The sequence below is a fragment of the Staphylococcus nepalensis genome (genome assembly GCF_014635045.1).
GTDB classification, from domain to species: domain Bacteria; phylum Bacillota; class Bacilli; order Staphylococcales; family Staphylococcaceae; genus Staphylococcus; species Staphylococcus nepalensis.
The window spans coordinates 90,874-105,666 of record NZ_BMCF01000004.1 but is presented as its reverse complement, the minus strand read 5'-3'; the positions used below and the strand labels follow the sequence as shown (position 1 = coordinate 105,666).

Annotated in this window: 11 protein-coding genes; 10 read left to right on the top strand and 1 reads right to left on the bottom strand. The window is 33.2% G+C overall.

Annotated features, from left to right (window positions below; translation table 11 throughout):
- Positions 1-16 precede the first annotated feature (16 nt).
- Complete coding sequence (locus IEU88_RS07570) at positions 17-2,593, bottom strand: YfhO family protein (protein WP_096810107.1); 2,577 nt, start codon at positions 2,591-2,593, stop codon at positions 17-19.
- A gap of 343 nt (positions 2,594-2,936) precedes the next feature.
- Between IEU88_RS07570 and ylqF the strand changes: the two genes are divergently transcribed.
- The 10 genes from ylqF to hslU all read left to right on the top strand — a co-directional run bounded on the left by ylqF (position 2,937) and on the right by hslU (position 14,787).
- Complete coding sequence (gene ylqF / locus IEU88_RS07565) at positions 2,937-3,797, top strand: ribosome biogenesis GTPase YlqF (RefSeq protein ID WP_096810105.1); 861 nt, start codon at positions 2,937-2,939, stop codon at positions 3,795-3,797.
- A gap of 9 nt (positions 3,798-3,806) precedes the next feature.
- Complete coding sequence (gene rnhB / locus IEU88_RS07560; protein WP_096810103.1) at positions 3,807-4,577, top strand: ribonuclease HII; 771 nt, start codon at positions 3,807-3,809, stop codon at positions 4,575-4,577.
- 107 nt (positions 4,578-4,684) lie between these two features.
- Complete coding sequence (gene sucC / locus IEU88_RS07555) at positions 4,685-5,851, top strand: ADP-forming succinate--CoA ligase subunit beta (protein ID WP_096810101.1); 1,167 nt, start codon at positions 4,685-4,687, stop codon at positions 5,849-5,851.
- A gap of 21 nt (positions 5,852-5,872) precedes the next feature.
- Positions 5,873-6,781 (top strand): succinate--CoA ligase subunit alpha, encoded by a 909-nt coding sequence (gene sucD / locus IEU88_RS07550; RefSeq protein ID WP_096810099.1) that lies wholly within the window; start codon positions 5,873-5,875, stop codon positions 6,779-6,781.
- A gap of 320 nt (positions 6,782-7,101) precedes the next feature.
- Positions 7,102-7,974 carry a DNA-processing protein DprA gene (gene dprA / locus IEU88_RS07545; protein WP_103373309.1) on the top strand — a complete coding sequence of 291 codons (873 nt, stop codon included), beginning with the start codon at positions 7,102-7,104 and terminating at the stop codon, positions 7,972-7,974.
- 196 nt (positions 7,975-8,170) lie between these two features.
- The gene (gene topA / locus IEU88_RS07540) at positions 8,171-10,237 is read left to right on the top strand and encodes a type I DNA topoisomerase (protein WP_096810096.1); all 2,067 of its coding nucleotides are present in this window, start codon (positions 8,171-8,173) and stop codon (positions 10,235-10,237) included.
- 155 nt (positions 10,238-10,392) lie between these two features.
- On the top strand, positions 10,393-11,700 hold the full coding sequence (gene trmFO / locus IEU88_RS07535) for an FADH(2)-oxidizing methylenetetrahydrofolate--tRNA-(uracil(54)-C(5))-methyltransferase TrmFO (RefSeq protein WP_103373308.1): 1,308 nt from the start codon (positions 10,393-10,395) through the stop codon (positions 11,698-11,700).
- A gap of 119 nt (positions 11,701-11,819) precedes the next feature.
- Positions 11,820-12,710 carry a tyrosine recombinase XerC gene (gene xerC, locus IEU88_RS07530; protein ID WP_096810092.1) on the top strand — a complete coding sequence of 297 codons (891 nt, stop codon included), beginning with the start codon at positions 11,820-11,822 and terminating at the stop codon, positions 12,708-12,710.
- A gap of 3 nt (positions 12,711-12,713) precedes the next feature.
- Entirely contained in the window at positions 12,714-13,256 is a 543-nt protein-coding gene (hslV, locus tag IEU88_RS07525; protein WP_096810090.1) for an ATP-dependent protease subunit HslV, read from the top strand.
- 121 nt (positions 13,257-13,377) lie between these two features.
- Entirely contained in the window at positions 13,378-14,787 is a 1,410-nt protein-coding gene (hslU, locus tag IEU88_RS07520) for an ATP-dependent protease ATPase subunit HslU (protein ID WP_096810089.1), read from the top strand.
- The last annotated feature ends 6 nt before the right edge of the window (positions 14,788-14,793 follow it).

Here is a 14,793-nt window from a genome sequence, read left to right as displayed (position 1 = left end):
TCTCAGACAAACTCCTTTATTTAAATTTAAATTTTTTGATTAAACACCAAAAAACACTTATTACGATACATATAGCTGAAATTGTAATCATTGTAAACCAATATTTAGGGCGGTATTTAATAACTATGTTGCTATCATTTTCTGAAACAGGGATACCTGTCATCATATAATTGACTTTTATAGGTTTTACCTTTTTATGATCTACATAAGCTATCATACTGTCACGAAAAGGTATATTAACCGTCGCGATGCCTTTTTGATGCGGCGCTAATGTCATCTTAACGCCATTTTTAATATCTTTATAGTGGTTGTTTTGTTGTAACTTAAACGCACGTTTAAGCTTATTATAGTTTTCACCATGAAGGCTTAGAATTTTAAAATGATAGTTTCCATTTGGGCTAAGCGTAATATTAATATTACCATTTTCATCTGGTTGCGTCCTATATAATTGAGTTTCGACCCCAGTTTTATACGTTGAATTATTATATAAACGCTGATTGGCATAATTATTAATATTAATCGTGTAATTACTATCGGGTTGACCGCGTCTGATTTTCAAAGTTAAATAAAAGTCTGTATAGCGTTCTCTTAAATCACTAGGTACGTGTATTTGTATGCTGCCATTTGATTGAGGCAGATAAATCTGGTTATTATCCCTAAAATCTATATTTTTGGATGATATATCAGTACTATTTTTAAGATTATTGGCATTATCAGTGTATGATTTCCCTTTATCATTGATAATGACACCATCTAACATTGCATGTTCTCTATCAATAGGCGTCTTTAATTTTTGAGCATCATATAAATGGTTGGTTACTTTGACTGAAGGTAAATTTAAAGTATTTTCATAAATTTGGTATTGTCCTTTACTTTCAACTTTTTTAAAATACGCAGGCACGTTATCTTGATAATCTTTTAACATTAAATATTTAATTGAAAATAAACTATTAATATTTTGTCTACCATTAGTAGATTGATATCTGCTTACAGATTCAGATTGTAAATTGATTTTTAACGCGTCATAATAATAATCTAAAATGTTATGGTCAAAAATACTTGAGTATATACTTGTACCTTTAAAAAATTGGTACATTGGTGTATTATCTTGTTCATTAACACGCCAATCGATACGTTCGTCTTCTGATTTAGAATAGTTCATTTGAGATACTAATTGATGTTGTAATGGCGTATTAAAAAGACTTGCATTAACATAATCATTATTTGCACGTTCAACGTGATCTTCAAAATAAATTTGATTTCGTATAAAAACATCCGCTACTAATGTTGCAAGAATCATTATGGCAATATAGTAAAAATAAGATAATTTATTACGATAAATGGACGCTTTGACGCATAATACTAATAAACCAACTAAACTGACAATCGGTGTAAACCATAGCCAGGATACATATGTATCATAGACCCATGCACTGACAAAAACAAAACCTAAACTTACTATTGAAGAAAATATGTAGTTTTTGATAGTTAATGTACTAAAATATTTTGCGTATAACCCCATGAGCATTGCAGCATTAAAAGCAATTAAATAATGCCATCTTTTTTGAGGCGCAGAAAACCCGTTAAATAACTGGTCGACAAATGGTAAAAAATGAGCACCTATGGACATAATCATAAAAATAGCAAAAAGTTTAAAATAAAAATGTTTATAAAGCTTAAATGATAACAAAGCTTGTATCACTATATATAAAATGACAATTAAATAATTATCGTAAAACAAGTTGGTATTTTGATTAAATGGTTCAAAGGCGTCTACGTTTCCATCAAAAGGTATACGTCTATTATTTAAATAAGCTTGTATTCCATGATAAAAAAAGAAAAGGCTACATCCAAGAGACAATAGCGCAGCCGTAGATAATGTATATATGGCTTTGAACCTAGGGATTACGTCGTGTCTATGTTTAAAAATCAATCTAGCTATAAAGTAAATTAAACCTACTACTAATTGATAATAAGCAAAATAAAAATTATTAATTAATGATAAGGTTACTATCAAAATAAATATACCCTTTTTTCCTTTTTGTAAATATAATTCAATAGACCATAATAATAGAGGCAATAATATAAAAATATCACTAAAAAAGGGCCAATATACAGTAAACCTAAAATAAATAGGTGATATGACAAAAATGTATGAAGTCAGTAAGGAAATAATTGTATTATTAGTTATTCTTCGTACAAAACCAAATGTTGCTAACATAGCTAAACTAGATTTAATGATTGAGATAACAATTGCGTTTGTCATCCAAAACATCACATCTTGTGTATTTAAATGAAAGCATAAATCCACCGCAAAGATAAATAAAACGTTTAATATAAACAAGATATTTGTTGAAAAATAATAACTTAAGTCAGTGAAAAAATCTCCACCTAAACCGAAATCAGTTGCGTAAAACCATTGTCCTTGACTCCATTTATCATATAAATACATTTGAATAGGTACCATTTGCTCCATACCATCATTAGGACCAGTAAATAAAATACCATCACTAATAAATCTGTAAATAACATATCCATGACCAATGATTGCTAATATAAAGCTTAGTATTATGTAAATAAGTATCCTTTTCATGAATAATCTCCTGTAATTTAAGTCAATTTAATTCTATTGTAACCATTTTTTTGAATGATTGATAAAAATTACTATTATTTTATCTATATTAAATAATAGTGATTTTAAAAATACATTTAAATCATTACAACGCGTTGAAGGTGTAAATTCAGTTCTAATGATACAATGATTTAATTAATTAGAGCTTACAACAAAAAAATACTGTAAAATAGTGATTATCATCGTAAAGTAAAGCAAAATTTTTATTTATCTTTAATCGAGCAACATGTTATCATTTTAAGGTCAAATAATAGAGGAATAAATTTTAAAATATTGAAAATACAGTATAAGAAAGGTGAAGCAAATGGTAATCCAATGGTATCCAGGCCACATGGCAAAAGCAAAACGCGAAGTTGCTGAACAATTAAAAAAAGTAGATGTTGTATTTGAACTTGTAGATGCTCGTATTCCTTATAGTTCACGTAATCCAATGATTGATGAAGTCATACAGCAAAAACCAAGAGTTGTGATCTTAAATAAAAAAGATATGGCAAATTTAAAAGAATTAGAAAAATGGGAATCATATTTCAAGTGTAAAGGATATTACCCAGTTGCAATCGACGCTAAGCATGGTAAAGGTTTGAAATTAGTAGAGCAAGCTGCTATTAAAGCAACACAAGAAAAATTTGAACGTGAAAAGAAAAAGGGTTTAAAACCACGTGCAATTAGAGCTATGATTGTCGGCATCCCAAATGTAGGCAAATCTACATTAATTAATAAATTAGCGCATAAATCTATTGCTAAAACAGGTAATACACCTGGAGTAACAAAGCAACAACAATGGATCAAAATCGGTAATTCACTTCAGTTGTTAGATACGCCGGGGATTTTATGGCCTAAATTTGAAGACCAATTAGTAGGAAAAAAATTAAGTATTACGGGTGCAATTAAAGATAGTATTGTTCATTTAGATGAAGTTGCCATCTATGGTTTAGAATTCTTAAAGGAACACGACTATGAAGGGCTTAAAAACCACTATAAAGTTGATGTTGCTATAGAAGCGGAAAACATTGAATGGTTCGATGCTATCGGACGTCGTAGGGGATTATTACGTAGTGGGAACGAAGTGGATTACGAAGCGGTAATTGATTTAATTATTCATGAAGTTAGAAACGCTAAAATTGGCACTTACACATTTGATGTAATTAAAGAAATGGATGTGTAACCTTAGAATATGAAACAGACAATAAAAGAAATTAAAGCACATTTAACTCAACTTCAGTCTATTAAAGCAATTCAACAACAAGCATATTTTATGGACAAACGTATAGGAGTTCAAAAAGCGATAGCGACTCGACTTAAACAATTAGACAAAGCCCAACAATTGGTAAAGCAATATGAAGCAATGTCTTATTATGAAACACAAATATTAGAAAAAGATAACAATGCTTTTGTTTGCGGTATTGATGAAGTTGGTAGAGGACCACTTGCTGGGCCAGTTGTAGCATGTGCCGTTATTTTAAATAGCGGTCATCAATTTACCGGTCTTAATGATTCAAAACAACTTTCATCAAAAAAACGTAAAATGTTGGAAAGTCAATTACTAGAAGATTTGTACGCGTATGCTTTTGGTTATGCATCTGTTGAAGAAATTGATCAAATTAATATTTATGAAGCTACAAAATTAGCAATGAATCGGGCGATTGACGGGCTACCAGTAAAACCGACGCATCTTCTTATTGATGCAATGACATTAGAGACTGATATACCGCAGACATCATTAATTAAAGGAGATGCTAAAAGTGTATCGATAGCTGCAGCAAGTGTTTTAGCTAAAGAGAATAGAGATCGTTACATGATTAAACTTGCTCAAAAAAGCCCCGGATATGGTTTTGAAAAAAACGTTGGATATGGAACACAACAACATTTAGATGGAATTAAGCAGTATGGGATTTTAAATGAACACCGAAAAACTTTTGAACCAATTAAATCACTTTATAAATAATCATAAAATTAAAAGAATTGAAATAAGTAGTTTAAATGAGTTTACAATAGCGCTTTCATTTCCTATAATTAAAGGTGAACTTAACCTAAGAAACAGGAGGATGGAGAATGAATATCCACGAGTATCAAGGTAAAGCAATATTTCGTTCAATGGGCGTTGCTGTCCCAGAAGGACGCGTAGCATTCACTGCAGATGAAGCAGTGGAAAAAGCAAAAGAATTAGATTCAAATGTATATGTTGTAAAAGCACAAATACACGCTGGGGGTAGAGGTAATGCAGGCGGTGTTAAAATTGCAAAATCACTTTCTGAAGTGGAAACATATGCAAAGGAATTGTTAGGTAAAACCTTAGTGACACATCAAACGGGTCCAGAAGGTAAAGAAATTAAACGCCTTTACATAGAAGAAGGCTGCGATATTCAAAAAGAATATTATGTTGGATTTGTAATTGACCGTGCAACTGACAGAGTAACATTGATGGCTTCAGAAGAAGGCGGCACTGAAATTGAAAAAGTTGCTGCTGAGACACCTGAAAAAATCTTTAAAGAAACGATTGATCCAGTTGTTGGTTTAGCGCCTTATCAAGCAAGAAGAATTGCTTTCAACATTAATATTCCTAAAGAATCCATCAATAAAGCAGCTAAATTTTTAGTATCACTTTATAATGTATTTATAGAAAAAGATTGTTCTATTGTAGAAATTAACCCACTAGTGACAACTGGTGATGGTCAAGTACTTGCGTTAGACGCAAAACTTAATTTTGATGATAATGCATTATTCAAACATAAAGATATCCAAGAATTACGCGATTTAGAAGAAGAAGATCCAAAAGAAATTGAAGCTTCTAAGTATGATTTATCATACATCGCTTTAGATGGTGACATTGGTTGTATGGTAAATGGTGCTGGTTTAGCAATGGCAACGATGGATACAATCAACCACTTTGGTGGAAACCCAGCGAACTTCCTTGACGTAGGGGGCGGCGCAACTAAAGAAAAAGTTACTGAAGCATTTAAAATCATCTTAGGAGATAAAAATGTAAAAGGTATCTTTGTAAATATCTTCGGTGGCATAATGAAATGTGACATTATCGCAGAAGGCATTGTTGCTGCAGTTAAAGAAGTAGAACTTACACTACCACTTGTTGTACGTTTAGAAGGTACAAATGTTGAAAGAGGTAAAGAAATCCTTAAAGAATCTGGATTAGCAATTGAACCAGCTGCAACAATGGCAGAAGGCGCACAAAAAATCGTAAAACTTGTAAAAGAAGCGTAAGGAAAGGATGGGAACGCTAAGATGAGCGTAATGATAGACAAAAATACAAAAGTAATTGTACAAGGTATCACAGGATCTACTGCACTTTTCCATACAAAACAAATGCTTGAATATGGTACACAAATTGTTGCAGGGGTAACTCCAGGTAAAGGCGGACAGGTAGTAGAAGGCGTGCCTGTTTTTAATACAGTTGAAGAAGCTAAACAAGAAACTGGTGCAACGGTTTCGGTAATCTATGTACCTGCGCCATTTGCAGCAGATGCTATTTTAGAATGTATAGAAGCTGAATTAGACTTAGCGATTTGTATTACTGAACATATTCCAGTAATTGATATGGTTAAGGTAAAACGTTATTCAGAAGGTAAGAAAACACGTGTTATTGGGCCGAACTGTCCAGGTGTTATTACTGCTGATGAATGTAAAATTGGTATCATGCCAGGTTATATTCATAAAAAAGGTCATGTGGGCGTAGTTTCACGCTCAGGTACATTGACTTATGAAGCAGTACACCAATTGACAGAAGAAGGCATTGGTCAAACAACAGCAGTGGGTATTGGCGGAGACCCGGTCAATGGTACGAATTTTATTGATGTATTAAAGCAATTTAATGAAGACGATGAAACAAAAGCAGTTGTAATGATTGGTGAAATTGGTGGCACAGCAGAAGAAGAAGCTGCTGAATGGATTAAAGATAATATGGACAAACCAGTTGTAGGTTTCGTAGGTGGTCAAACTGCACCTCCAGGAAAACGTATGGGCCACGCAGGTGCTATTGTCTCAGGCGGTAAAGGAACTGCAGAAGAGAAAATCAAAACGCTTAATAGTTGTGGCGTGAAAACTGCAGATACACCATCTGAAATTGGCACAACATTAATCGAAGCTGCTAAAGAAGTAGGCATATATGAACAGTTACTTACTGTCAAACAGTAATAATGAATGCACCAAATTAAAACCAGCACAAATTCCAACATATGTTGGAGTTTGTGCTATTTCAAGTGGGGTTGTTCACCCTATTTTTACGTGTGAAAAATACATAGGCCTATCCAAAAATAATTCAGCATGCGTTGTAGCTGAAATTAATTTTGGATAGGTCTATTTTATTGATTGATTTGGGCATTTGGGTTATGGTTTTGATTAATTATAAAATTACTTCTTAAAAATAGATTACATTTCTTGTTTAAATGAATCTAATTTGTAACCCGTTTTTATGCCGTTTTACTTTATAATAAGGTTATAAAGGAGAGCGATAAATGGACATTAATCATCTATACTTAAAGTTACGCTTTGCAGGAATGACAACGAGACAAATACATCAATTATTTAATTATGAATGTGATTTTGGCTCTTATAATAAGAGAGAACAGCAGTATAAGTTGAAATTGTATTTAACTAAAATTAAATCAACGAAAAAAATGAATATATATGATAATTTTATTAAGCATGATATCGAATCTATTTTATTACAATTAGATAGGTGGGAAGTAAAATTCATCGGAATCAAAAACACTGCGTATCCAAATTTACTCCGTGAAATATTTGAGCCTCCACTTATACTTTTTTATAAAGGAAACCTATCATTGGCACAAAATGCACAAAGTCTTGCGGTTGTTGGTTCTAGGCAAGCTACAAGTTATACAAACGAGGCCTTAAGGATTCTTTTTCCTTCATTTAAAAAGAGAAATTTAACAATTGTTTCTGGCTTGGCAGAAGGCGCAGATAAATTAGCACATCAACACGCTTTAGCGCACCATATGCCTGCAATAGCAGTTTTAGGATTTGGACACTTAAACCATTATCCTAAGACAACATACGTTATCAGAAAGCAACTGGAGCAAAAAGGATTAGTCGTTAGCGAATACTTACCATATCAAAAACCACTCAAACATCACTTTCCAGAAAGAAATAGAATTATTAGTGGTCTATCAAAAGGTGTTTTAATTACAGAATCGACAATCAATAGTGGAACATCTATAACAACAAATTGTGCATTAGATCAAAATAGAGAAGTGTATGTTTTACCAGGGTCAATATTTAATAAAATGACAATGGGTAATTTAATTAGTGCGCAAGAAGGCGCCAAAATCGTAATATCTGCAAAAGATATCATAGAAGATTATCATTAATTCTCTGTGGTTATTTGCATGCGTTAAAGCTCAAATTTACAGCCAGTGATAACATGTGAATAAACGATGACTTTTCTTAATTTTAAACCTAATTATTCCTGTGATTAAATAAATTTAAAATTAAAAACATTGACAAAAACAAAATAGACCGTTTATCATTTATCTTTGTAATTAGAAATGCAAGGGGGTAACTACTTTGGCAGAAAATTTAGTCATAGTTGAATCGCCTGCAAAAGCTAAAACCATTGAAAAATATTTAGGTAAAAAATATAAAGTTATCGCATCTATGGGGCATGTAAGAGATTTGCCGAGAAGCCAAATGGGCGTAGATGTAGAAAATGACTATGAACCCAAATATATTACTATACGCGGCAAAGGTCCTGTTGTTAAAGAATTAAAAAAACATGCTAAGAAAGCTAAAAAAATATTCTTAGCAAGTGACCCTGACCGTGAAGGTGAGGCAATTGCTTGGCATTTGGCAAACATATTAGACTTAGAAGATTCAACTGAAAATAGAGTAGTATTTAATGAAATAACAAAGGATGCTGTGAAAGAAAGTTTTAAACATCCAAGAGGCATTGAGATGGAACTTGTTGATGCTCAACAAGCAAGAAGAATATTAGACCGTTTAGTTGGATATAATATTTCTCCTGTTTTATGGAAAAAAGTAAAAAAAGGTCTTTCTGCTGGTCGCGTACAATCAGTCGCTTTGAGATTAGTGATAGATAGAGAAAATGAAATTAGAAATTTCAAACCAGAAGAATATTGGAAAATTGAGGGCGAATTTAGATACAAAAAATCAAAATTCAATGCTAAATTCCTTCATTACAAAAATAAACCATACAAATTAACAAACAAAAACGATGTTGAAACAATAACGTCCCAGTTAGATGGAGATCAATTTGAAGTAACGAAAGTAACTAAAAAAGAAAAGACGCGTTATCCTGCTAATCCTTTTACGACCTCGACGCTGCAACAAGAAGCGGCGAGAAAATTAAACTTTAAAGCGCGTAAAACAATGATGCTTGCACAACAACTGTATGAAGGTATTGACTTGAAGAAACAAGGTACGGTTGGTTTAATCACATATATGCGTACGGATTCTACAAGAATTTCTGATCAAGCTAAGAATGAAGCAAAGGATTATATTAAAGAAACTTATGGTGATAATTATACTTCGAATCGCAAGGCCAAAGGTCAAGGAGATCAAGATGCTCACGAAGCTATTAGACCATCAAGTACTTTACGTACACCTAATGAAATGAAAAGTTACTTGACTAGAGATCAACATAGACTATATAAACTTATTTGGGAGCGATTCGTTGCAAGTCAAATGGCTCCAGCTATTTTAGACACAGTAGCATTAGATTTAACACAGAACGATTTAAAATTCCGTGCAAATGGCCAAACAATTAAATTCAAAGGATTTATGACTTTATACGTTGAGACAAAAGATGACAGTGATGAAGGTAAAGAAAATAAATTACCTCATATCGATGAAGGTGAAATGGTAACTGCAACTCAAATTGAACCTTCACAACATTTTACTCAACCCCCGCCACGTTATACGGAAGCAAGACTCGTAAAAACGTTAGAAGAAATGAAAATCGGTCGCCCATCTACTTATGCACCAACTATTGATACAATTCAAAAAAGAAATTATGTTAAGAATGAAAGCAAACGCTTTGTACCAACTGAGTTAGGTGAAATTGTACATGAGCAAGTTAAAGAATATTTCCCTGAAATTATCGATGTAGACTTTACAGTTAATATGGAAACGCTATTAGATAAAGTGGCCGAAGGAGAAATTGCTTGGAAGAAAGTTATTTCTGATTTTTATAGCAGCTTTAAGCAAGATGTAGAGCGTGCAGAAGAAGAAATGGAAAAAATTGAAATTAAAGATGAACCTGCCGGTGAAGATTGTGAAGTTTGTGGTGCACCTATGGTTATAAAAATGGGTCGATATGGAAAATTTATGGCATGTTCCAATTTCCCTGATTGTAGAAATACAAAAGCTATCGTTAAAACAATCGGAGTAACATGCCCAAAATGTAAAGAAGGCGACGTTGTTGAACGAAAATCTAAAAAGAATCGTATTTTTTACGGATGCTCTAAATATCCAGAATGTGACTTTGTAACTTGGGATAAACCAATCGGCCGTGACTGTCCAAAATGTAAGCATTACTTAGTTGAAAAAAAACAAGGGCGTAAAAGTCAGGTTATTTGCTCAAATTGTGATTACAAAGAAGAAGAGCAAAAATAACAATTATATATAAATTGATTATTAGAAAAGTGTAACAATTTCATTTTTTAATAGTTATTAGCAACTTACGATTCATATTTTATAACGTAGATGTATGTTATTAATATTATAATAAAAAATCGTAGTTGCTATTTTTGTGTATAGGGGGAAAATAAATGTCTCAAATTGTCAATGTTATAGGGGCTGGTCTAGCTGGTTCAGAAGCGGCATACCAATTAGCTCAAAGAGGTATAAAGGTGAATTTAATTGAAATGAGACCGGTGAAGCAAACGCCAGCACATCATACAGATAAATTTGCCGAACTAGTCTGCTCTAATTCATTACGTGGTAACGCATTGACTAATGCTGTTGGTGTATTGAAAGAAGAAATGAGGCGCATGGGTTCACTCATCATTACTGCAGCTGATAAAGCACGTGTTCCAGCCGGTGGCGCGTTAGCTGTTGATCGACACGATTTTGCTGGTTACATTACTGACACATTAAAAAAGCATCCTAACATAACTGTAATCAATGAAGAAATAAACAGTATACCAGAGGGTTATACTATTATTGCAACTGGACCATTAACAACTAACCAACTAGCGACTGAAATTGTAGAAGTTACTGGTAAAGACCAATTATACTTTTATGACGCAGCAGCGCCTATAGTTGAAAAAGATAGTATTGATATGGATAAAGTTTATTTAAAATCTCGTTATGATAAAGGTGAAGCTGCTTATTTGAATTGTCCAATGACTGAAGATGAATTTAATCGATTCTACGATGCATTGCTAGAAGCTGAAGTAGCGCCAGTAAATGAGTTCGAAAAAGAAAAATATTTTGAAGGGTGTGTGCCTTTTGAAGTTATGGCAGCACGTGGGCGCAAAACATTGTTATTCGGACCTATGAAACCAGTAGGGTTGGAAAATCCTAGAACTGGAGAACTTCCGTATGCAATTGTGCAGTTACGACAAGATGATGCAGCAGGAACATTGTATAACTTAGTAGGTTTCCAAACGCATTTGAAGTGGGGTGCTCAAAAAGAAGTGCTCAAACTAATCCCAGGCTTAGAAAATGTTGAAATTGTTAGATATGGTGTCATGCATAGAAATACTTTTATCAATTCTCCAGACGTTTTAACTGAAACTTATGAATTAAAAGGAAGAGAAAAACTTCATTTCGCTGGTCAAATGATTGGCGTAGAAGGCTACGTAGAAAGTGCTGCAAGTGGTTTAATCGCTGGTATCAATGTCGCTCATAAAATCGAAAATAAAGGGAAAGTTATTTTTCCTAGAGAAACGATGCTAGGCAGCATGGCTTATTATATTTCACATGCGAAAAACGAAAAAAACTTCCAGCCAATGAATGCTAATTTTGGTTTATTACCATCTTTAGACGAAAAAATTAAAGATAAAAAAGCCCGTTATGAACAACTTGCTCACAGAGCATTAACATATTTAGATAATTATAAACAAACATTGTAGAATTTATAACTAATCTATGTTGTTTCAGAAAATTAAGAAAGTTTTTCTCAATTTAATAGTTATGTTTCGCAGTTCCCTCTATCGATATGCTACAATTTATGTTGATGGAGGGGTTTTTATTGGAAGAAATCCAGCAAGCATATCTATACATGCTTAAAGTAGAACGTCAATTTTCAGAGCATACTTTGAAATCATACTATGATGATTTAGAGCAATTTAATGACTTTTTAAACCAAGAATATTTAAGCTTAAAAACATTTGAATATAAAGATGCCAGAAACTACTTGAGTTATTTATATTCAAAAAACTTGAAAAGAACATCAGTTTCTCGTAAAATTTCTACGCTGAGAAGTTTTTACGAATACTGGATGGTTCAAGACGAAAACGTCATAAATCCATTTATACAATTAGTACATCCTAAGAAAGAACAATATTTACCACATTTTTTCTATGAAGAAGAAATGGAAGCATTATTTCATACAGTAGAAAAAGACCTAAAAAAAGGTTTGAGAGATCGTGTGATTTTGGAACTTTTATATGCAACTGGCATTAGAGTTTCAGAGTTAGTTAATATAAAAGAACAAGATTTGGATATGAACTTGCCAGGTGTTAAGGTTTTAGGTAAAGGTGGCAAAGAACGTTTTATCCCATTTGGAGAGTTCTGTAAGCAAAGTATTGAACATTATTTAGAATCATTTAGCCCGAAAAAAGGGAATGAGCACGATTATTTGCTAGTCAATATGAACGGTGCGCCAATTACTGAGCGTGGCGTTCGTTATGTGTTGAACGATGTAGTGAAACGGACAGCAGGCGTGACTGATATACATCCACATAAATTAAGACACACATTTGCAACACATATGCTCAATCAAGGCGCGGATTTACGTACCGTGCAATCATTATTAGGCCATGTTAATTTATCGACTACAGGTCGTTATACACATGTTACTAATGAACAGTTGAAAAAAGTATATTTAAATGCACATCCTCGTGCAAAAAAGGAGAATTAGTATATGAGTACATCTATTCATGCTACGACCATCTTTGCAGTCCAACATAACGGTCATTCAGCAATGGCTGGTGATGGTCAAGTTACACTTGGAGAACAAGTAATTATGAAACAAACTGCTAGAAAAGTGCGACGTTTATATAATGATAAAGTATTAGCCGGCTTTGCAGGTAGTGTTGCAGACGCGTTTACATTATTTGAAAAATTCGAAACAAAATTACAACAATTTAGCGGCAATTTAGAAAGAGCTGCAGTTGAATTAGCACAAGAATGGAGAGGCGACAAGCAATTAAGACAACTAGAAGCGATGCTTATTGTTATGGATAAAGAATCCATACTTGTTGTTAGTGGAACTGGAGAAGTTATTGCGCCAGATGATGATTTAATTGCAATTGGTTCAGGCGGTAACTACGCATTGAGTGCTGGTAGAGCATTAAAACGTCACGCGACTGATTTAAGTGCACGCGAAATGGCTTATGAAAGTTTAAAAGTTGCGTCAGACATATGTGTATTTACTAATGACCAAATTGTCGTGGAAGAACTTTAAATAAAATATTTTTGAAGTAAAAAGTGATAAAGCAGAAAAGAGCGTAAACAACAATATTATTGTATAATAAATAACGGAATTTAAAATGAGAAATTCATAGTTACGGAGGTATTTTTTTCTTATGGAGTCGAATGGTATTAAATTAACGCCAAAAGATATCGTTTCAAAACTTAACGAATACATTGTCGGTCAAGATGATGCAAAACGCAAAGTGGCAGTAGCATTAAGAAATCGATATAGACGAAGCTTATTGTCAGACGAAGCAAAACAAGAAATTGCACCTAAAAATATATTGATGATTGGTCCAACGGGTGTAGGTAAAACAGAGATTGCGAGACGAATGGCTAAAGTTGTTGGCGCACCTTTTATTAAAGTTGAAGCCACGAAGTTTACAGAAGTAGGATACGTCGGCCGTGATGTGGAAAGCATGGTTCGAGATTTAGTTGACATCGCTATCAGATTAGTTAAAGATCAGAAAAAAGCTTTAGTTAAAGACGAGGCAAGAACCAAAGCAAATGAAAAATTAGTAAAACTTTTAGTTCCCAGTATGAAGAAAAAGGCTAATAATAGCAATGGTAGTAATCCATTAGAATCTCTTTTTGGCGGAGCAATACCCAATTTCGGTCAAAATAATGAAGAAGAAGAAGAAACTCCAACTGAAGAAATCAAGACAAAACGTTCTGAGATTAAACAACAATTATTAAATGGCGAGCTTGAAGAAGAGAAAGTTAGATTAAAAGTTGAACAAGACCCTGGCGCTTTAGGTATGCTAGGAACAAATCAAAATCAACAAATGCAAGATATGATGAACCAATTAATGCCTAAGAAAAAAGTTGAAAGAGAAGTTCCAGTTAAAACAGCACGTAATATATTGACAGATGAATATGCGGATGAACTTATCGACCAAGAAACTGCTAACCAAGAAGCAATCGAATTAGCTGAACAAATGGGAATTATCTTTATTGACGAAATAGATAAAGTCGCAACTAATAATCAAAGTTCAGGCCAAGATGTTTCGCGTCAAGGTGTACAGAGAGACATTTTACCTATACTTGAAGGTAGCATGGTCCAAACTAAATATGGTACTGTTAATACTGAACATATGCTATTCATTGGTGCAGGGGCTTTCCATGTCTCAAAACCAAGTGATTTAATTCCAGAATTACAGGGCCGTTTCCCAATTCGTGTTGAATTAGAAAGTCTTTCTGTAGAAGACTTTGTAAGAATCCTTACAGAGCCTAAACTATCACTGGTTAAACAGTATGAAGCATTGCTCCAAACTGAACAGGTTACGGTTAATTTCACAGAAGATGCAATTAAACGTTTAGCAGAAATTGCATTCCAAGTTAACCAAGATACTGATAATATTGGTGCACGTAGGTTGCATACAATACTTGAAAAAATGTTAGAAGATTTATCATTTGAAGCACCAAGTATGCCACATGCAGTAGTTGATATCACGCCTCAATACGTTGATGATAAGTTGAAATCAATTTCAACGAACAAAGATTTAAGTGCGTTTATTTTATAATATAAA

Coding starts and splice junctions, on each gene's coding strand:
- IEU88_RS07570 (WP_096810107.1), bottom strand. CDS start 2,593: ATGAAAAGGATACTTATTTACATAATACTAAGCTTTATATTAGCAATC.
- ylqF (WP_096810105.1), top strand. CDS start 2,937: ATGGTAATCCAATGGTATCCAGGCCACATGGCAAAAGCAAAACGCGAA.
- rnhB (WP_096810103.1), top strand. CDS start 3,807: ATGAAACAGACAATAAAAGAAATTAAAGCACATTTAACTCAACTTCAG.
- sucC (WP_096810101.1), top strand. CDS start 4,685: ATGAATATCCACGAGTATCAAGGTAAAGCAATATTTCGTTCAATGGGC.
- sucD (WP_096810099.1), top strand. CDS start 5,873: ATGAGCGTAATGATAGACAAAAATACAAAAGTAATTGTACAAGGTATC.
- dprA (WP_103373309.1), top strand. CDS start 7,102: ATGGACATTAATCATCTATACTTAAAGTTACGCTTTGCAGGAATGACA.
- trmFO (WP_103373308.1), top strand. CDS start 10,393: ATGTCTCAAATTGTCAATGTTATAGGGGCTGGTCTAGCTGGTTCAGAA.
- hslV (WP_096810090.1), top strand. CDS start 12,714: ATGAGTACATCTATTCATGCTACGACCATCTTTGCAGTCCAACATAAC.
- hslU (WP_096810089.1), top strand. CDS start 13,378: ATGGAGTCGAATGGTATTAAATTAACGCCAAAAGATATCGTTTCAAAA.